The sequence below is a fragment of the Alistipes intestinihominis genome (assembly GCF_040095975.1).
GTDB classification, from domain to species: domain Bacteria; phylum Bacteroidota; class Bacteroidia; order Bacteroidales; family Rikenellaceae; genus Alistipes; species Alistipes senegalensis.
In genome coordinates, this window is sequence record NZ_JBBMFL010000010.1 from 112,410 (window position 1) to 131,648 (window position 19,239).

The window sequence follows — 19,239 nt, forward strand, 5'->3', positions numbered from 1 at the left end:
AAATTAGTGGTTCGTAGCGGTTGTTATATCTATATTTGTATGCAAATAAATCGTGATGTTTTTTATGTTGTTTCCCAAACGCCCGGTTTTCGCCCTCTTTTTCTGCGCCGTCCTGGTTTCAGGTTCCGCTGCTGCGCAGCGGGGCGAATATGCCGCACGCGCCACGGCGATGCTCGATTCGCTCTATACCTATTATTCCGTCCCCGGGACCCGGCTCCTTCGGGAGAACTATCCCGACGACGGCGCCTATAAGGCGACCTACCTCGCCGGCGAATCCGCAGCCAACGAATTTTCCTACCTCTGGCCGTTTTCGGGAACGCTGTCGGCCGTTGCGGCCCTCGTCGAAACGGAGGGCTGGGAGCGTTTCGGGCCTTTGCTCGACTCGGTGGTCCTGCCCGGGCTGCGGGAGTATGCCGACGACCGGCGACGACCTTTCGCCTATGCCTCCTATATCCGTTCCGCTCCGGCCTCGGACCGTTTCTACGACGACAATATCTGGCTCGGGATCGACTTCGCCGATCTCTACGCCGCAACCCGCCAGCGGCGTTTCCTCGACGAGGCGGAGCGCATCTGGCTCTTCGTTGCCAGCGGGACCGACGACCGGCTGGGCGGCGGCATCTATTGGTGCGAGCAGAAAAAAGGGTCGAAAAATACCTGTTCGAACGCTCCCGGGGCCGTTTTGGCCCTGAAACTCTATCTGGCGACGGGCCGGGAGGAGTATCTCGAACAGGGGCGGGCGCTCTACGAATGGACGCGCAAGAGGCTTCTCGACCGTTCCGACGACCTCTATTTCGACAACATCTCGCTGAAAGGGGCGGTCAACAAGGCCAAATTCTCCTACAACAGCGGTCAGATGATCCAGGCGGGCGCCCTGCTTCACCGCATCACCGGCAAAAAACGTTATCTCGCCGAAGCGCAGCAGACCGCCGCGGCCTGCCTGACCCATTTTTTCCGGCCCGTTCACAAACCGGGCGGCGGTTCCGTCCGGATTCTGCGGCGCGATAAAATCTGGTTCGATGCGGTGATGCTGCGCGGATTCATCGAACTCAGCCGTGAAGACGGCCGTCAGACCGGCCTGGATGCCTTTCGTCAGACGCTGGACCATGCGTGGACCTGCTCCCGCGACTGCCGGGGCCTTCTGGCCGATTGGAGCGGCCGCGGCCGCGAGGGGCGCAAGTGGCTTCTGTCGCAGGCTGCGCTGGCCGAGATGTTCGCCCGGATGGCGGATGTCGCCGAATAACCGACTTGTCGAATCTTAGAATCATACCGAAAAAGATGAAGAAAAACTCAAAACTGCTGATTTTGACTGCCGTATCGGTGTTTTGCATCGGGGCGCAGTCGCATGCTTCCGCTGAGCTGCTCATTCCCGCCGACGCTACCCGGTTGTCGGCCCGGACAGCCTGCTATTCGAAGACGAACCGGCCCCCGGAGTCGGAGCGCCTGTTCAAATCCGCCGCCGTCGAAGCGGAAATCGCGCGCGTGAAAAGCGTCCTGACCAACTCGAAGCTGGCTTGGATGTTCGAGAACTGTTTCCCGAATACGTTGGACACGACGGTTCGCTACCGCAAGGACGACGACGGCAAAGACGACACGGTGGTCTATACGGGCGACATCCACGCCATGTGGCTCCGGGACTCGGGGGCGCAGGTGTGGCCCTATCTCCAGCTTGCGAACCGCGATGAACATCTGCGCGGCATGCTCGCGGGCGTCATTCGCCGTCAAATGAAATGTATCGAGCTCGATCCCTACGCCAATGCTTTTCTGGACCCCTACGACCCTAATCCGGACCACCAGTGGATGAAGGACAAGACGCAAATGCGTCCCGAGCTTCACGAACGGAAGTGGGAGATCGACTCGCTGTGCTACCCGCTTCGCCTGGCGTATGAGTATTGGAAAGTGACGGGCGACACTTCGGTTTTCGACGAGCATTGGCTCGCCGCCGTGCGGAATATCCTGCGCACGTTCCGCGAACAGCAGCGCAAGGAGGGCGTGGGGCCCTATACGTTCCGGCGCCGTACGGAGCGGCAGTTGGATACGGTCTGCAACGACGGCAAGGGCAATCCGGTGAAGCCGGTGGGGCTGATCGCTTCGGTTTTCCGCCCTTCGGACGACGCTACGACGTTTCTGTTCCTGGTTCCCTCGAACTTTTTCGCCGTAACGTCGCTGCGCAAGGCGTCCGAAATCCTGACGAAGGTGAACGGGGAGAAGAAACTGGCCGCCGAATGTACGGCTCTTGCCTCGGAGGTCGAGACGGCGCTTCGGAAGTATGCCGTCTGCGACCATCCGGATTTCGGTAAAATCTATGCTTTCGAGGTTGACGGCTACGGCAACCGCTTCCTGATGGACGACGCGAACGTTCCGAGTCTGCTGGCCATGCCTTATCTGGGCGATATGGACGTGAAGGACCCGATTTATCAGAACACCCGCCGCTTCGTGTGGAGCACGTCGAATCCCTATTTCTTCCGCGGTACGGCGGGCGAGGGCATCGGAGGACCGCATGTCGGTTACGACATGGCCTGGCCGATGAGTATCATGATGAAGGCTTTCACCTCGACGGACGACGCGGAGATCAAACGCTGTGTCGAAATGCTGATGACGACCGACGCCGGGACGGGCTTCATGCACGAATCGTTCGATGTGAACGACCCGAACAAGTTCACGCGCTCGTGGTTCGCATGGCAGAACACGCTGTTCGGGGAGCTGATCCTCAAACTGGTGAATGAAGGCAAAACCGACCTGCTGAACAGCATCATGGTGCAATAGGACCGTCGGGGCGAACGAAAACCGGGGCTGATCGTCAGCCCCGGTTTTTTTCAGAGATCGTGCGACAGCGGGGCGGGGACCGCGCCGCTCAGGTCGTAGCCGCCCCAGCGGACGGCGATTTCGTCGAGCGTCGAGAACAGGCAGTCGATGTCGAGCGACGTGACGAGTTTCAGACGCGTGGACTTGAAGTCGGGCAGCCCCTTGAAATAGTTCGTCAGATGGCGCCGCATTTCGAGAATGCCGACATGGTCGCCCTTGATTTCGAGCGATTTCCGCAGATGCTCCTTGGCGATGGCCACCCGTTCCGTGACCGACGGCTGGGGCATCACCTCGCCTGTCGTAAGATAATGCTTCACTTCGCGGAATATCCACGGACGGCCGTAGGTCGCGCGGCCGATCATCACGCCGTCCACGCCGTAGCGGTCGAACATCTCCCTGGCTTTCGGACCCGAATCAACGTCGCCGTTGCCGATGATCGGAATGCGTATCTGCGGGTTGTTCTTGACCCGTCCGATCAGCGTCCAGTCCGCTTCGCCGCGGTACATCTGGGCCCTTGTACGGCCGTGGATCGTGAGCGCCGCGATGCCCGTGTCCTGTAAACGCAGGGCTATTTCTTCGATGTTTTTCGACTCCTCGTCCCATCCCAGGCGGGTTTTCACCGTCACGGGGGTCTTCACCGCCGCGACGATCCGCCGCGTCATCTCGACCATCAGCGGCACGTCGCGCATCATGCCCGATCCGGCGCCGCGCCCGGCGATTTTCTTCACCGGGCAGCCGAAATTGATGTCGATGATGTCGGGTCCGGCCGCTTCGGCCATGCGCGCCGCCTCGACCATCGGTTCGATCAGGTGGCCGTAGATCTGGATGCCCACGGGGCGTTCCGCGTCGTCGATTTCGAGTTTTTTGAGCGATTTGGCCGCATCGCGGATCAGCCCGTCCGAGGAGATGAACTCCGTGTAGACCACGTCGGCGCCGAAACGCTTGCACATGTAGCGGAACGACGGATCAGTCACATCCTCCATCGGCGCCAGCAGCAGGGGGCGGTCTCCTAATTCTATGTCTGCGATTTTCATGCTTGTTCCGGTTGTTCGAGGGTGACGAGCACCTTGTCGATGCGCGCTCCGTCCATGTCCACGATTTCGAGCGTGAAGCCGTTCCACGACAGCTTTTCGCCCGTGGCCGGGATGTGGGCCAGCTGGTCGAGGATCAGGCCGCTGACGGTGTTGTAGGCGTTGTTCGGGAACACCTCTTCGAGCCCGAACCAGGCGAGGAAGTCGTAGTAGGGGCACTGTCCGTCCACGAGGCAGCTGCCGTCGTCGCGCCGCACGATGTCGGGCTCTTCGCGCGGGTCGGGGAGCTCGCCCACGAGCGCTTCGAAGATGTCTTTCAGGGTGATGATGCCGCGTGTGACGCCGAATTCGTCGCAGATGATGCCGTATCCCAGCTGCTCGCTGCGCAGCTGTTCGAGGGCGTTGTAGACCTCGAATCCCTCGTGGAAGAACTTTCCGGGAGTCAGCAGCGCGCGCAGATCGAACGCAGGGGCATTGAGGTGCAGGAAGAGGTCTTTGAGGTAGACCACGTCCAGCAGTTTGTCCAGACTGCCTTCGCCGACAGGGTAGCGGTTGTGGGGCGCGCGGGCCACGACTTCGCGGATTTCGTCGGCCGTCATCGACACGTCGATCCACACCAGCTCGCTGCGGTGCGTCATGATCGACTCCACCGTGCGGTCGCCCAGCGAAAAGACGCGGCCCATGATCTTCTCCTCGACCTCCTGCACTTCGCCGTCTTCGGCGCCCTCCTGGATGACCGATCGGATTTCCGCCTCGGTCACTTTGCTCTCGGCCTTGTGCAGACCCAGCAGGCGGGTGACGCCCGCCGTGCTTTTGGAGAGCAGCCATACGAACGGCGACGCCACGACCGAAAGCGCCCGCATGGGGCGTGCCACGATCTTCGCGGCTTTCTCCGCGGCGTTCATGCCGATGCGCTTGGGTACCAGCTCGCCGAAGATGATCGTGAGGTAGGTGACTGCGATGACGATCGTGACCTGCGCTGTGACGGTCGCCGCATGCATCGGGATGCCCAGTTCGGCCAGTTCCCGGCCGAATTTGGCGGCCAGCGTGTCGCCCGAATAGATACCCGTGAGGATTCCGATGAGCGTGATGCCGATCTGCACCGTCGAGAGGAACCGGTCGGGGTCTTTGGCCAGCTTCAGGGCCTGGCGGGCCCCTGCGCTGCCCTGACGGGCCTGCATTTCCAGATTCGAACGGCGGGCCGAGATCAGCGCGATTTCCGACATGGCGAAGAGCCCGTTGAACAGAATCAGCAGCAGTATGACGAGAATTTCCATGAATGTCTTGTCGGTTTACCCGGCAAATATACGGATTGTTTCAGAATATCGGGGCACGGGATTGATTATTCGGCGAAAAACGTTAAATTTGCAGGCAAAAATCAATTCACACATGAATATCGAGACCTTTATTTCGGATGCGGTCCGCCGGTCGGTGGAGACGCTTTACGGAGAGCTCGGCGACGAGCAGTTGCAGATTCAGAAGACCCGCAAGGAGTTCGAGGGCGACTATACCCTCGTGACGTTTCCGCTGCTGCGACGAAGCCGCAAGTCGCCCGAGGCCACCGCGACCGAGATCGGCGAATATATGACGGCCAACATCCCGGAGATCAAGGCTTTCAATGTAATAAAAGGCTTCCTGAACCTCTCGCTCGACAGCAGTTTCTGGGCGGCGCGCTTCGCCGAGATCGCTGCCGACGACGCTTTCGGACAGGCGCGTGCTACGGGCCGCACGGTGATGATCGAATACTCGTCGCCCAACACCAACAAGCCGCTGCACCTGGGGCACATCCGCAACAATCTGCTGGGGTACTCCGTGGCGCAGATCCTCGCGGCGAACGGCCACACGGTCATCAAAGCCAATCTGGTGAACGACCGCGGCATCCACATCTGCAAGTCGATGTTGGCGTGGAAGCTCTACGGCAACGGCGAAACACCCGCTTCGACGGGCATGAAGGGCGATCACCTCGTGGGCAAGTACTACGTGGAGTTCGACAAACACTACAAGGCCCAGATCAAGGAGCTCGTGGCGCAGGGACAGTCGGAGGACGAGGCCAAGAAAAACGCCCCGATCATGCTCGAAGCGCAGGAGATGCTGCGCAAGTGGGAGGCCAAGGACCCCGAGGTTTACGCGCTGTGGGAGACCATGAACGGCTGGGTGTACGAGGGTTTCGATGTGACTTACAAGGCGTTGGGCGTCGATTTCGACAAGGTTTACTACGAATCGCAGACCTATCTGCTGGGCAAGGCGCTGGTGGAGGAGGGGCTCGAAAAGGGTGTTTTCTACCGCCGACCCGACAATTCGGTGTGGATCGACCTCACGGCCGACGGCCTCGACGAAAAACTGCTGCTGCGCGGCGACGGCACGTCAGTCTACATGACGCAGGATCTGGGCACGGCCTTCCGCCGCTTCGAGGATAACAAGCTCGACGACATGATCTATGTCGTGGGCAACGAGCAGAACTACCATTTCCAGGTGCTGAAACTGGTGCTGAAAAAGCTGGGCTATGCCGATTGGAGCGACCACATCACTCACCTGTCCTACGGCATGGTGGAGCTTCCCGAGGGCAAGATGAAGTCGCGCGAGGGTACGGTGGTCGATGCCGACGACCTGATCGCGGACATGGTTTCGACGGCCCGCGAGATGTCGGCCGAGCTGGGCAAGCTGGACGGATGCACGGAAGAGGAGGCGAACGCCGTTTCGACGATGGTCGGACTGGGCGCCCTCAAATACTTTATATTAAAGGTGGACCCCAAGAAGACGATGCTGTTCGATCCCCGCGAGTCGATCGACTTCAACGGCAATACGGGGCCTTTCATCCAGTACACCCACGCGCGTATCTGCTCGATCCTGCGCAAGGCCGCCGAGGCAGGCATTGATTTCGAAGGGGCTGCCGCCGCCGACTATCTGCCCGAAGAGATCGACCTGGTGAAGACGCTGACCGAATATCCTGCGGTCGTAGCCGCTGCGGGCGAGAATTTCGCGCCGTCGATCATCGGGGCCTACGTCTACGAACTGGCCAAACAGTTCAACGGCTACTACCACGACCACTCGATCCTCAAGGAGGAGAACGCCGACACGCGCCGGATGCGCCTTCAGCTGGCCCGGCAGGTCGCCCGCGTCATCCGCCGCGGCATGAAGCTGTTGGGCATCGACGTTCCCGAACGGATGTAATTTTGCAAGGGTAATCTGAAAAGAGGCTGCTTTCAAGCAGCCTCTTTTATTTGGTCTCCTCCAGCGATTTCAGAATGCGCCCGTCCTTCGTTTTCCATTCTGCCAGGCCATTGGCACTACGTCCCATGACGATACTGGCGGCTGTGGAAGGACTGGAAAATAACAGGTCCCTGGTCAGTACGAGTCCCTCCGGGTCCTGAATGATCGCCTTGTTGTAAAGCAATTTATCTCGTAAGTGCAGGTAATTGTCAGGGAAAGAGCGGGTGACGGAATCCGCGATTCGGGAATTTTTCAATACGACGAATCCCTCTGTGGTGCTAATCCCCCGGGCGTTCGCTCCTCGGGCAGCCTGAATATACAAGATGTGGTTCGGCGTTGCGTTTTGCTGTGAAATCAATGGTTCGAAGATTTTGAAACCCAACGTGCCGATCAGCAGCTTGATATTGGCGATGAATTCCTCCATTTCGGCCTCGTCCGGTTCGGAGATGGTCGATCGGGTAGGGGTGTTGGAATTTTCCAGCTTGTAACGGCCGACTTCGTCGGCTGCTTCGTACAATCTGTTCTCTATGTATTTGATGTGAGCCTTGTTCAGGTTGTTGTCTTTGCTGACGAACACGATGGCGTCATTCCAGAAATCTTTTTGCGAAAGATGCTGTGTCAGCCGTTTCAAAATGCCGTCGGCTTCGCCGATATATGCCAGACCTTCTTTGTCCGTATTGTCGGATTTGCCGAACAGGATGTAAACGCCGGCATTGTCCATATCCTTTCGGTCCGTGCATTGGCGGATACAAGATCTCGGGATACGGTATGCTTTTCCATTCCAGTTGGACAATTCGCAACTGATACGCCCTTCCGCGGAGCCATCCATCAGAAACAGTGTTATTTTCTTGCCGTATGCCATCTTGAACGAATTATTTTTGCAAAGATACGGATATTTATTGAAATGCGGTTGTGAGACGATTGAAAAAGAGTCGTTCGAAACCGTGGTACGAATCTTGCGAGAGGGTAGTGCAGTCAACTAACACTATTTTAGCGTGAAAACAATCGTATCTACATTCGCTTTTTCTCTCGCGTTGTGTGCCGCTGCCGGAGCGACGGCACAGACCAAGAGTGCGGTGACGGCGCCTGCGGCCGATACCGTATTGCTGTCGGAAACCACCGACGGAAACTGCATCGTCCGCAGGTTTCTCGTCAAAAGCCGGAACGATGCCGACTATTCGGTCCGTTACCGGATCAATCTGGCGACGCTCAACGCCGCGCTCAGCGGCAACCCGAAGGAGCTCGACGAACTCAATGCCTTCGTCGCCGACCTGGCCAAAGACACCTTGAAGCAGGTCAGCGCGGTGACCGTCACGGGCTATTCGTCGCCCGACGGCCCCGTGAAATTCAACGAGGCGCTGGCTGCCCGCCGTGCCAATGATTTCAAGGCTTATCTCGACCGGAAATACGGATTTTCGAAGAAGTACAAGGTGACGGTGAATTCCGTCGCCGAGGATTGGGAGATGTGCCGCACGCTGGTCGCACAGTCGTCCGTGCCCGATAAGCAGGCCGTGCTGGGGATTCTCGACGGCCGGCAGTCTCCGGATCAGAAGGAACTGGCTCTGAAAAAGATGACCGCCGCATGGGACTATATGAAGGAGAACATCCTGCCGCCGCTGCGCCGTGTCGAGCTGACGATCGACTATAAGGTCAACAGCATCGTCGAGCAGCGTATGTTGATTTCCAAACCCAAGCCCCAGCCGGCGCCGCAGCCTGCACAGCCTGCCGAGCCGTATGTGGTCGTCGATGAGCAGGTGAACGGGATCATCGTCGAGATGCCCAACGAGCATGAGTATAAGAAAGAGGTGCGCGAGGAATCCCGCGAGGCCCGCAAGGAGGCCCGTGCCGCCGAGAGACTCGCCAAAAGGGAGGCCCGCGAAGCCCAGAAGATAGTCCGCCAGCAGGAGAGGGCGGCCAAGAAGATCGCCAAAAAGGAGGCCAAGGCCGCCAAGAAGGCCGAGAAAGCCGCCAGGAAAACCTATAAGGAGCTCGAGAAAATGTAATCGGCAAAAAGATTCCGGAAATCCGGAATCTTTTTTTTGTCCGCTCCCCGCACGGAAATTATTTCCCGGGGCCGCAGTCTGAAAATGTTTGATAATCCGAAACGTTTTACTACCTTTGTCGAAGCAAAAATTCTAAAATCTACCGAATATGGCAAATTTACGTAATCTGAAAAAGGAGATTGATTACCGCCTCGAAGAGGTTGTTTTCGACTGCGATATGGCTATCTGTTTCCAGCCTTCGAAAGAGAAGGAGATCTTCGCGGTGATGCAGGAGGCTGTCGCCGTTCGCAACGACCTGTTCGCCAAGGCGATGAATCCTGCCGAGCCGCACAATGCGTCGCTCGTCCGCAAGCACTACGCTGCGTTGCGCGCCGAGATGGACGATGTTTTCGGCAAACTCTTCGAGAAGCTGAGCCAGATCAACGGTCAGAAGTAATTTTCGACGACTGCGGCATCCCTGCCTCACAGTCTTGTCCGCCCCGAACGGGTATACTGTGTATTTCCCGTTCGGGGCGAACTGTGTCATCGGGAAAAGGGGATCATGGGCCACTTCGTTCCTGAAATCCTTTGCATGCCGTCGCCCGTAAGGACCGCTTCTTAAGCGGGTTATTCGTGGTCGCAGCATCCGTCCCCCGGGTGGTGCTCCAGCACGGTGTGGGGAATGTGGCCGTGCGAAACGAGCTGAATAGGGCAGTCGTAGTTGCGCAGCTGCTCTTCGGTCAGCACGTTCGAACGGTGACGGTGCACGCGGCGGTTGACGCAGACGATCTCTTTCACGACACTCGTGATCGTGCCGATGTCGTGCGACACCATGACGATTGCCATGCGCGTATTCAGCTCGTGCAGCGTACGGTAAAGCTCTTTCTCGAACTTGTTGTCCACGAAATTCGCGGGTTCGTCCAGAATCAGCAGTTTCGGGTCCGAGATCACGGCCCGGGCCAGCAGCGCCCGCTGCATCTGGCCGCCCGACACCTCTCCGATCGGCTGGCGGGCCGTTTCGGCAATCCCCGACGAGGCCAGCAGCGCCATCGCCTTTTCGCGGTCCTCCCGGGTGTAGGGGGAGCGGAACCCGCGGCGGCCCTGCAATCCCGACAGCACGACTTCGAGCACCGAGATCGGAAACTCCCGGTCGAAATCCGACAACTGCGGCATATAGCCGATCAGCCGCTCCTTGCCCCGGAACAACTCCGGCGCCAAACATATTTCGCCCGTATGGGGCACGGTTCCGAGTATGGCTTTCACGAGCGTCGTCTTTCCGCCGCCGTTGGGACCTATGACACCCAGGAAATCGTCGTCGCCGATTTCCAGATCGACATGCTGAATGGCTTCGTATCCGTCGTATGCGACGCTTACGTCGCGCATTGTTACCAGATTCATTTTGCGGTGATTAAGTCGGTTATCGTGTCGATGTTCGCTATGGCGTCCCGGTCCAGCGGATCAATCGCCACGTATTCGGCGTCGATGTCTCGGGCTATGACCTCCACGGTCGATGCCGGGAATTGCTTTTGGTAGAATATCCGGCGGACTCCATCCTCCCGGGCTTTCCGGATGATTGCCGTCAACTGCTTGGCCGATGGCTCCTTACCGTCTGCTTCGATGGCGACTTGCCGCAGCCCGTAGTCGCGGGCATAATAGGTGAGGGCGGGGTGGTAGACGATGAAATATTCGATGCCGCTCCGTGCGATTTTCTCCGCCGTGCGAGCGTCCAATGCTTGTAACTCCTTCTGCAACCGGTTATAATTGGTTTCGTATTTCACCGAATCGGGATAGGCTTTGCGAATGGCTTCGAAAGCGTTTGCCGCCATCTTCTGCAACGCCTTCGGGGAGGTCCAGACATGGGGATCAACACCGTGCGTATGATTGTGTCCGTGGCTGCTGTGCGAACAAGAGCCTTCGATCAGGTCGATTCCGCGGCTCAGGTCAATGACTTTCTCCTGTTGTTCGACTTTGCCCAACAGCGAGGTTTCGAAGTCGATAAGTCCCACATTGAAAATAAGTTGCGCTTTGTTTAGCTCCACAAATTGTCTGGGCGTAGGTTCGAACGTTTCGGGACTGGCTCCGGCGGGCACGAGTACTTCGACTTCGAAATCTCCGCCGACAATGCTGTCCACAAGGCTTTGCAGCGGTTGTATCGAAACGTATAAAATTCTGTTATTCTGCCGGTTATTCGTTATGCAGGCCGTCAGCAGCACGATTGCCGACAGATATGTCGCAATTTTACGCATGATTGATAATCAATGTTTTCATAATCCGAACAAAGGTAATAAAATTCTGCGAAGACCTTGCATTTGCGATTTGTTTTGCTTAGTGTTGTTGGGTATAATATTATGTATTTCATGATATTACATCATTAATTTAACATAACATGAATATTAATTCAAATTTGATTGTACATGTTGTATGCCAATTCCGGGTATAAAAAAAGCACTCTTGTGGAGTGCTCTTATAATTATGGTTATTATGGTCGAGACGATTGAATTGCCCTTGGATTAGTTTTTCATACGCGGTGTATTCCGGGAAATTTTTTGAGTGAAAGATTTTAGCGCTTTGTAGGCTCGAAACTTTCGAAGGTTTGATCGTCGTAAAACAGTACGACCCGCTGAACGCTGGCTCCGGTTCGGCTGACCGGAAACTGGGATGCGGCCGATTGTGCCGGTGATCCGGCAACCTCCGGTTCCTGACGGTCGGCTTTCGGAGAGACGGCCTTGGTTTCGACCGCCCCGAACAGATCATTGTCGATCGGAAGTTGCGAGGCGGACGCTGGAGCGGATGCCTGCGATATGCCGGGATGTTCGTCGCGGTACATCTGCGGCGAGTCAAGCAACAGCCAGTCGGGGTTGATTTGCGGAAACCTTCTGAAAATCTTCTGAAGCAAATCGAAGCCCGGCTTGTTGCGTCCGGCGAGAATGTGGGAGATTCCGGCCGGATTGACTTCAAGTATTTCTGCAAGCTGGCTCGGCTTCAAACCCTCGTGTTTCATCAAATCGAGCAATTTTTCCTTCATTCGCGCAAATTTTTACAAATATAAAGATTTGTTTTTTGTAAAACAAGAAAAATCTACATTTGTAAAATGCTAATAAGTGTTGATAAAGTTTACATATGTTAATCACAGAATATGGTTAAATATGCCCGATAAACTTATCGTAAATCTTCGCTTTATATTATCTATGTTAAATCATTGGTAAATAGTATAGTTTATTATATATATGTGGCGTTGGGCGTACTTACATCTCCTAATCATATAGAGCCTTCTATAAGTATGAATTTTTACTTTATGTAATTCTCGTAAATAGTTGGTTATAATTGAATATTTTGTTGATTGTTTAACGCTTTAACTTTCGTTGGAGCGGCCCTCAAAAAGGCTTTACTCCTTGAGGACTTATAATTTCCAAATGTATATATTAACAGGTGTGTAAACAAATGTATGGATTACAAATGTAATTATGAATGGAAAATTCACCGTCTCTTGATGTTTACATATGTAAACAACCCACCCTTTCGGGTTAATTTTGGAGTGTTTTTGGGCTATTCCCGATGATTGACCGATAGAATTGGCTGCTTTTGCTGATTTGGTGCACATTATGTTAAATAAAAAGAGGGCGGGTAGTGTTGATAACTCACTACCCGCCTAAAATACAGCGAATTATATTTTTGTTAACAATCTCCTATTTCGACAGTTTATCGGCGATTTCCCGGAACTCTTCCGGCGTCAATTTGAGCTTTTCGCGGTGGAAATCGACATCGTTTTCGCTCTGAATCGGAATCAAATGGATGTGCGCATGCGGTACTTCGAGCCCTAAAACGACCACGGCGACCCTTGCGCACGCTATTTCGCGCTGAATTTTGGCGGCTACCTTCTTGGCGAAGACCATCATGCCCGCCAAGGTCTGATCTTCGAGGTCGAAAATGTAGTCTACCTCTTGCTTCGGTACGACCAGCGTGTGTCCTTTGGTCAACGGATTGATGTCGAGAAATGCGTAGTAGTTCTCATCCTCGGCTACTTTGTAGGAGGGAATCTCCCCCGCAATGATGCGTGAAAAAATGGTTGCCATCTTCTTATGCTGTTTAGAAAAGTGTTTGCAGATTGGGGGCGCTCGGAAGCGGTCGCTGGGCTGGATGTAGGCTCTCCGGGACTCAGCTGCCCTATTCCTCGTCGAAACGGGGTTTCAGTATCTCCGAGTAGATCACGGCCTGCCGCAGGTCGAATTCTTCGGCGATGGCCGCCGCCTCTTCCGGCGCATCGGTAATGGCGTGGGCCGCGATTGCATCCTTTTCCGGCGCAGTTCTGAACCGTTCGGCGGTCCGATGCCGGGGAGCCTTTGTTTTGGCCGTTTTTGGCGCCGTATATTCCGGCTCGTACTCCTGAGCGGGAATTTCTTCGAGACTTCGGCATTCGTCCTCAAAAACGGGTGCAGCAGGCTCCGGGCGCGCCGGTGTGGCCGACGGCATCGGCATGTCGGGGGCCGACGTGGGCCATGCTTCGCCGTGGGGAGTCTGTCGGGCGCCTTTTCCGCGGGCCTTGCGGGATTGCGACACGACGTTGAAAATCATCGCTCCTACGATGATCACGGCCCATATGACAGATGCAAAATCCTCCATGACCTCAGCTTAATGTTCGTTTGACACTCTCTATGCCCTTTATCTTGCGCAGTTTGTCCATCACGGCGTGGAGGCTTTCGGCGTCCTTCACATAGAGACTGACGCTGCCTTCGAAGATGCCGTCGTGGCTGTGGATGTTCACTTCGCGGATGTTGATGTTGAAATCGGCGCTCACGACCTTCGCCAGGTCGAGCAGAATACCCTGCCGGTCGATGCCGCGCAGTTCCGTGGTCACGAGGTACGACATGGCCTTGTGCTGCGACCATTTGATCTCTTCCTTGACGATGTTTCGCCCGAATTGTGCGGCCAGTCGGTTCAGCTCGTCGCACGTGGCCTTGTGGACGATGATGTTTCCCGTCGCGGGATCACGATACCCTACCACCTTGTCGCCCGGAATCGGCTTGCAGCATTCGGCGATTTCGAACTGCGGTTCCGCCGCGGTCTGTGCATCCGCCGCCGGGGCGATTTCGCCCGGGGTCTGGGGATCGTCGGCGTCCTCCTCCTCCTTTTTGGGGATGAAGAGGGTCCAAAATTTGAGTATCTTGCTCTTGGAGTTGACTTTCAGGGCCTTGTCCAGGCTGTCGAGCGAGACGATTCCCGCTCCGATCTTGCTGTATAGTTCCTCCTTGTTGTTGCAGTCGTAGATGGGGACGATCTTGCGCAGCACACGGCCGCTGAGCTTGACATTCAGCGACTTCATCTTCTCGTCGAGCATCTGCATCCCCCGCTCGATGTTGTTCTGCCGCTCGCGTTTGAGGAAGCTCTTGATCGCCTGTTTGGCTTTGGCCGTGGTCGCTATCTCCAGCCATTCGGGCTTGGGGCGGGCGTTGTCGGCGGTGATGATCTCGATCTGGTCGCCGCTGTTGATCTGCGTGGTGATCGGTTCGAGTTTGTGGTTGATCTTGGCGCTGATGGCGCTGTTGCCGATCTTCGAGTGGATGTCGTAGGCGAAGTCGAGGGCCGTGGCGCCGAACGGCATTTTCCGGGCCTCTCCTTTCGGCGTAAATACCACTATCTCCGATGTATACAGCGATAACTTAAAGTTGTCCAGGAAGTCCACGGCATTCTCCGTCGGACTGTTCAGCGCCGCCCGGATCTGTTTTAGCCAACGGTCGAATTCGTCTTCGTCCTGCGAGATGGTGGCGTGCTTGTATTTCCAGTGTGCGGCGAATCCGCGTTCGGCGATGTCCTCCATGCGCTGCGTGCGGATCTGCACTTCGACCCAAACCCCGTCGGGGCCCATCACCGTCGAATGCAGCGCCTCGTAGCCGTTGGCCTTGGGCATCGAAATCCAGTCTCTCAGCCGGTCGGGCTTGGGGGTGTAGATGTCGGTGATCGTGGAATAGATCTGCCAGCATTGGGTCTTTTCCGAGGGGAACGGCAGCGGTTTGAAGACGATGCGGATGGCGAACAGGTCGTAAATCTCCTCGAAGGGAATCTGTTTGCGCTGCATTTTACTCCAGATCGAGTAGACGCTTTTCACGCGGCCCGAAATCTCGTAGTTGATGTTGTCGCGGTTGAGCGCAGCGATGATCGGGGCATTGAACTTGTCGATGAATTCCCGGCGCGAAGCCTCGCTTTCCTGTAATTTCTGGGTGATTTCGGCGAACTGCTGCGGGAAGCGGTACTTCATGCAGAGGTCCTCCAGCTCGCTTTTGATCGAATAGAGCCCCAGTCTGTAAGCCAGCGGCGCGAAAAGGTAGATGGTTTCGCCGGTGATCTTTATCTGCTTGTTCATGGGCATCGCCCCCAGCGTGCGCATGTTGTGCAGCCGGTCCGCGATCTTTATCAGAATGACCCTTACGTCGTCCGAAAGCGTGAGGAGCACTTTCCGGAAATATTCGGCCTGCTCCGAGGTGTCGGCGTTGAATACGCCCGACATCTTCGTCAGTCCGTCAACCATCGAGGCGATTTTGGGTCCGAAAATGCGTTCCATGTCCTCCACGGTGTATTCCGTGTCCTCCACGACATCGTGCAGCAGCGCCGCGACGACCGATTTCACACCCAGTCCGATCTCCTCGATGACGATCTTGGCTACTGCAATAGGATGCAGGAGGTACGGCTCGCCGGAGCGGCGCCTTACCCCCTCGTGTGCCTCCTTGGCCAGGAAAAATGCCCGTTTGATGAAATTCCAGTCCTCGTCGTTCTTGCAGATCTTGGTGCAGGACAGCAGGAGATCATCCCATTTTTCCTTTATAAGCAGCTCATCCTCGGCAGTATACCCCATATGTTACTCCTTTTTGGTCTTCATGGCCTCTCGGACGTTGGCCTCGATCTCGTTGCGCAGCTCCTCGTCGTTTTGCAGCAGTTCCTTGACCGCGTCGCGTCCCTGGCCGATCTTTTTGTCGCCGTAGGAGAACCACGACCCGGCCTTTTTGATCACGCCGTAATCAACGCCCAGGTCGATGATCTCGCCGATTTTCGAGATGCCCTCGCCGAACATGATGTCGAACTCCGCGCGTTTGAACGGGGGCGCCACCTTGTTCTTCACGACCTTGACCTTGGTGCGGGTTCCCAGTTGTTCGTCGCCGTCCTTGATGACCGAGACGCGGCGGATGTCGATGCGCACCGAGGCATAGAATTTCAGCGCGTTGCCGCCCGTCGTGGTTTCGGGGTTGCCGTACACCACGCCGATCTTGTCGCGCAGCTGGTTGATGAAGATGCAGACGGTCTTGGTCTTCGAGATGCTCGACGTGAGCTTGCGCAGCGCCTGCGACATCAGCCGGGCCTGCAAGCCCATCTTCGACTCGCCCATCTCGCCTTCGATCTCGGCTTTGGGCGTCAGCGCCGCCACGGAGTCGATGACGATGATGTCGATGGCGCTCGAACGGATCAGCGAATCGGCGATTTCGAGCGCCTGCTCGCCGTTGTCGGGTTGCGAAATGAGCAGGTTGTCAACGTCTACGCCCAGTTTTTGCGCATAGAAGCTGTCGAAGGCGTGTTCGGCGTCGATGAAGGCTGCGATACCGCCGGCTTTCTGGGCTTCGGCGATGGCATGGATGGCCAGCGTGGTCTTACCCGACGACTCGGGGCCGTAGATCTCCACGACGCGGCCTTTGGGATACCCTCCCACGCCGAGCGCCATATCGAGCGTGATCGACCCCGTGGGGATCACCGGCACGTCGTTCACTTCGGTGCTGTTCATGCGCATGATCGAGCCTTTGCCGAAGTCCTTCTCTATTTTCTGCATCACGGCGTCCAAGACTTTGAGCTTGTCCGCGTTTACCTGTACTTTTTCTGCCATATCGGGTTTTTGTTTTTTACTGTTTGTAGGAATCAATGATTTGCTGGTAATGGTTCTTGGTGTCCACCTTGTTGAAAATCTTTTCGATGCGTCCTTCGGCGTCGATCACGAACGTCGTGCGCAGGACGCCCATGTATTTGCGTCCGTACATCGACTTCTCGGCCCACACGCCGTAAGCCTCGCAGACCGAATGGTCGGTGTCCGCCAGCAGCGTGAAGTTCAGTTCGTGTTTGTCGCAGAAATTCCGGTGCGACTTTTCGCTGTCGGGGCTTACGCCGACGATGCGGAATCCCATCCGGGTCAGTTCGGCTTTGCCGTCGCGCAGGCTTTTGGCCTCCAGCGTGCAGCCCGAGGTGTTGTCCTTGGGATAGAAATAGAGTATCGTGCGCTGTCCGCGGAGGTCGGCGAGCGTCAGCGGTTCGCCGTCTTGGGTCGTGGACTTGAAATCGGGGGCCATCTCCCCTGCCTGCAACTGTGTCATCGCGTTTTTTGAAAAAGGTAATTATTTCTCAAAGATATGAAAATTTCCGGTGATTTCCGCGCTTCCGGGGCGACTTTTTTGCGGTCTCAATCCCAGAGGTAGGTCACCTCGACCTGTTCGTTGAACTCCTCCTGCGTGGTGTTGAGCCGCCGTCGGCAGGCCGGACACCGGATGGCCGTTTCGGTTTCGACGTATTCGCCGCAGCCGACGCACATCGGCATCAGTCCGAAACCCGGCTGCGTGGAGTGCTCGAACTGCGCTCCGCAGTGCTTGCACCTGATCTTGTAAGCTGTTCCCATTGTCTTGTTGTTTTTGGTTCACGTTGCAAAGGAACGGCGCTCGTGTGACAGGTTGTGACACAACTATGAAATAGTGCGAAAAATAGATTCGCCCTCCTCGCCTACCTGCGGCGCATTCGCCGCGAGGTATTCCCGGATGTATCTCGTCAGCTCGGGCGAATCGACGATGCGGATGTCGTCCAGCAGCCCCACGACGAAGCGGCCCACCCCGGCCATGCCGGCGACTTCGGTGTCCAGCGCCCAGCGGCCCCGGCCCAGCGGTTTCAGGTCGCGTTCGGCCAGCGGGTATTCCTCGCACAGCAGGTTGTAGGCCAGCATGCCCAGTTCCAGACGTACGCGGCGGCGCGTTCCGCCGTGCATGCGGAATACGTCGATGAAGCCTTCGTCGTGTTCGGCAGCGTGTTCCCACGCCGCGTCGGAGAGCTCCACGGAGCCGATGCGCGACGTTTTGAAGAGCTTGTTCGAGTGGCTTTCGAGGTCGTAGCACCACACCTGCACATAGTTGGTCGTGAAAGCGAAAGGTTCCACCCGGCGGTCGCGGACCTCGCCGCCGTGCGGCGACTGGTAACCGTGCAGGACCGCCTGCCGCTGCTCCTCGATGGCTTCGATCAGCCGCCGGATGTTCGGGGCGTTCTTGCCCCGGACCACGGTGTCGGCCAGCGTCTTATTGTCGTAGACCGAGTAGAGTTTGCGTTTGAGATTCTGTTTCAGGACGTTGTTGTCGTCGATATTTTCGATGGCGCTTTTCAGGATCACGGCCTCCTCTTCGGTGAAATGCACCAGCTGCGAGATGTCGCGGAAATGCGGCGACTCCTTGTCGAGACGGATGCAGTCGCCCGATTTCTTGATGACGAATCCCGCATCGCGGAAGGTGTCGATATAGCGGTAGACCGTGCGGCGCGACATTTGGAGCCGTTCGGCCAGTTGGTCGATGTTGTAGGTGGTGTTCGCTGTCAGCAGCTTCATCAGCCGCAGCAGGCATTCCAGTTTGGGTTGGTCCATACGGGTCGTTGGTTCAGCGATTTAGAGGTGTTCGGAGCGGGATTTCCGGGGCGTGCAGTCTGTTCCGCAGGCGGCACAGTGTCCCGTGTGGACACAGATGGTGCCGCCGCATGAAATGCAGCTCCATTTCGTCCGCTCCTGATTCAGAAATGCGTTCATCCCCACTTTGCGGATGGATGCCAGGTTGCCCATCGGCGATTCGCTCAGCGGATAATCGTTCATATAGCGGGTTTCCCGTTCCTTCATCTCTGCGCAGGGGTACTGCGGACACTCGTCGCAGAAGCCTCCGGGCAATGTCCGGCGGAGTGTGCAGGAGGCGATTTTGCATTGTGAGGCACAAAATTCCGGTTTTGCATCATCGGGTCCCCAGCATCCGGGACAGGGGTTTTCTTCCCGTAGCGCTCCGATACAAACGCTGCAATTGAGACCGCAGGGAGCGATCATTTTTGCGTGAAAATCCATTCGATTCGTTTTTTAGGATGGAACGACCGCAAATATACGAAGAAAATCGGATAAAGCGGGGGAACGGGGCGTAATAATGTAAGTTGTTGAAATGCAGAATCGCAAT

At 56.5% G+C, this 19,239-nt stretch carries 19 protein-coding genes and 1 pseudogene; 5 read left to right on the forward strand and 15 right to left on the reverse strand.

Going from position 1 to position 19,239, the window contains the following annotated elements; translation table 11 throughout:
- Window positions 1–64: 64 nt before the first annotated feature.
- Window positions 65–1,240: a glycoside hydrolase family 76 protein gene (locus WMO46_RS09710; protein ID WP_349094272.1), complete on the forward strand. Its 1,176-nt coding sequence runs from the start codon at window positions 65–67 to the stop codon at window positions 1,238–1,240.
- Window positions 1,241–1,275: 35 nt separating this feature from the next.
- Entirely contained in the window at window positions 1,276–2,763 is a 1,488-nt protein-coding gene (locus tag WMO46_RS09715) for a glycoside hydrolase family 125 protein (RefSeq protein WP_349094273.1), read from the forward strand.
- Window positions 2,764–2,813: 50 nt separating this feature from the next.
- On the opposite strand, the gene dusB is transcribed toward WMO46_RS09715, so the two are convergent.
- Window positions 2,814–3,836 (reverse strand): tRNA dihydrouridine synthase DusB, encoded by a 1,023-nt coding sequence (dusB, locus tag WMO46_RS09720; protein ID WP_019150108.1) that lies wholly within the window; start codon window positions 3,834–3,836, stop codon window positions 2,814–2,816.
- Window positions 3,833–5,110 carry a hemolysin family protein gene (locus WMO46_RS09725; RefSeq protein ID WP_349094274.1) on the reverse strand — a complete coding sequence of 426 codons (1,278 nt, stop codon included), beginning with the start codon at window positions 5,108–5,110 and terminating at the stop codon, window positions 3,833–3,835. The genes dusB and WMO46_RS09725 overlap by 4 nt, the downstream gene beginning before the upstream one ends.
- A gap of 112 nt (window positions 5,111–5,222) precedes the next feature.
- Between WMO46_RS09725 and argS the strand changes: the two genes are divergently transcribed.
- Complete coding sequence (gene argS / locus WMO46_RS09730) at window positions 5,223–7,004, forward strand: arginine--tRNA ligase (RefSeq protein WP_278817682.1); 1,782 nt, start codon at window positions 5,223–5,225, stop codon at window positions 7,002–7,004.
- 46 nt (window positions 7,005–7,050) lie between these two features.
- On the opposite strand, the gene WMO46_RS09735 is transcribed toward argS, so the two are convergent.
- A complete protein-coding gene (locus tag WMO46_RS09735) occupies window positions 7,051–7,905 on the reverse strand; it encodes a GIY-YIG nuclease family protein (RefSeq protein ID WP_278817681.1) in 855 nt (284 codons plus the stop codon).
- Window positions 7,906–8,038: 133 nt separating this feature from the next.
- Here WMO46_RS09735 and WMO46_RS09740 point away from each other — a divergent pair, with 133 nt between their 5' ends.
- Both WMO46_RS09740 and WMO46_RS09745 read left to right on the forward strand, forming a co-directional pair.
- The gene (locus WMO46_RS09740; protein ID WP_278817680.1) at window positions 8,039–9,046 is read left to right on the forward strand and encodes an OmpA family protein; all 1,008 of its coding nucleotides are present in this window, start codon (window positions 8,039–8,041) and stop codon (window positions 9,044–9,046) included.
- A 148-nt stretch (window positions 9,047–9,194) separates the two neighbouring features.
- Window positions 9,195–9,482 carry a hypothetical protein gene (locus tag WMO46_RS09745; RefSeq protein ID WP_019150112.1) on the forward strand — a complete coding sequence of 96 codons (288 nt, stop codon included), beginning with the start codon at window positions 9,195–9,197 and terminating at the stop codon, window positions 9,480–9,482.
- Between the two features lie 170 nt (window positions 9,483–9,652).
- Here WMO46_RS09745 and WMO46_RS09750 read toward each other — a convergent pair whose 3' ends face one another.
- From WMO46_RS09750 to WMO46_RS09805, 12 genes and pseudogenes are all read right to left on the reverse strand, one after another.
- Window positions 9,653–10,423: a metal ABC transporter ATP-binding protein gene (locus WMO46_RS09750; RefSeq protein WP_276759708.1), complete on the reverse strand. Its 771-nt coding sequence runs from the start codon at window positions 10,421–10,423 to the stop codon at window positions 9,653–9,655.
- Window positions 10,420–11,271, reverse strand: coding sequence for a metal ABC transporter solute-binding protein, Zn/Mn family (locus tag WMO46_RS09755; protein WP_349094276.1), 852 nt, complete (start codon window positions 11,269–11,271; stop codon window positions 10,420–10,422). The genes WMO46_RS09750 and WMO46_RS09755 overlap by 4 nt, the downstream gene beginning before the upstream one ends.
- Window positions 11,272–11,585: 314 nt before the next feature.
- Complete coding sequence (locus WMO46_RS09760) at window positions 11,586–12,050, reverse strand: helix-turn-helix domain-containing protein (protein ID WP_349094277.1); 465 nt, start codon at window positions 12,048–12,050, stop codon at window positions 11,586–11,588.
- Window positions 12,051–12,711: 661 nt separating this feature from the next.
- Window positions 12,712–13,098 carry an HIT family protein gene (locus WMO46_RS09765; protein WP_019150116.1) on the reverse strand — a complete coding sequence of 129 codons (387 nt, stop codon included), beginning with the start codon at window positions 13,096–13,098 and terminating at the stop codon, window positions 12,712–12,714.
- Window positions 13,099–13,189: 91 nt separating this feature from the next.
- Window positions 13,190–13,645 (reverse strand): hypothetical protein, encoded by a 456-nt coding sequence (locus WMO46_RS09770; protein WP_276714478.1) that lies wholly within the window; start codon window positions 13,643–13,645, stop codon window positions 13,190–13,192.
- Window positions 13,646–13,649: 4 nt separating this feature from the next.
- Window positions 13,650–15,872 (reverse strand): RelA/SpoT family protein, encoded by a 2,223-nt coding sequence (locus tag WMO46_RS09775; RefSeq protein ID WP_129650061.1) that lies wholly within the window; start codon window positions 15,870–15,872, stop codon window positions 13,650–13,652.
- 3 nt (window positions 15,873–15,875) lie between these two features.
- Window positions 15,876–16,889, reverse strand: a complete 1,014-nt coding sequence (gene recA / locus WMO46_RS09780; protein WP_019150119.1) for a recombinase RecA — start codon at window positions 16,887–16,889, stop codon at window positions 15,876–15,878.
- A 16-nt stretch (window positions 16,890–16,905) separates the two neighbouring features.
- Window positions 16,906–17,370: a thioredoxin-dependent thiol peroxidase gene (bcp, locus tag WMO46_RS09785; protein ID WP_026076389.1), complete on the reverse strand. Its 465-nt coding sequence runs from the start codon at window positions 17,368–17,370 to the stop codon at window positions 16,906–16,908.
- An 86-nt stretch (window positions 17,371–17,456) separates the two neighbouring features.
- A complete protein-coding gene (locus tag WMO46_RS09790; RefSeq protein ID WP_010259265.1) occupies window positions 17,457–17,669 on the reverse strand; it encodes a hypothetical protein in 213 nt (70 codons plus the stop codon).
- A gap of 63 nt (window positions 17,670–17,732) precedes the next feature.
- Window positions 17,733–18,671: a helix-turn-helix transcriptional regulator gene (locus WMO46_RS09795; RefSeq protein WP_349094278.1), complete on the reverse strand. Its 939-nt coding sequence runs from the start codon at window positions 18,669–18,671 to the stop codon at window positions 17,733–17,735.
- A 21-nt stretch (window positions 18,672–18,692) separates the two neighbouring features.
- Window positions 18,693–18,893, reverse strand: coding sequence for a hypothetical protein (locus tag WMO46_RS09800; RefSeq protein ID WP_349094280.1), 201 nt, complete (start codon window positions 18,891–18,893; stop codon window positions 18,693–18,695).
- Window positions 18,894–18,923: 30 nt separating this feature from the next.
- Window positions 18,924–19,133: pseudogene (locus WMO46_RS09805) on the reverse strand (DUF3795 domain-containing protein); the annotation flags it as partial.
- Between the last annotated feature and the right edge of the window lie 106 nt (window positions 19,134–19,239).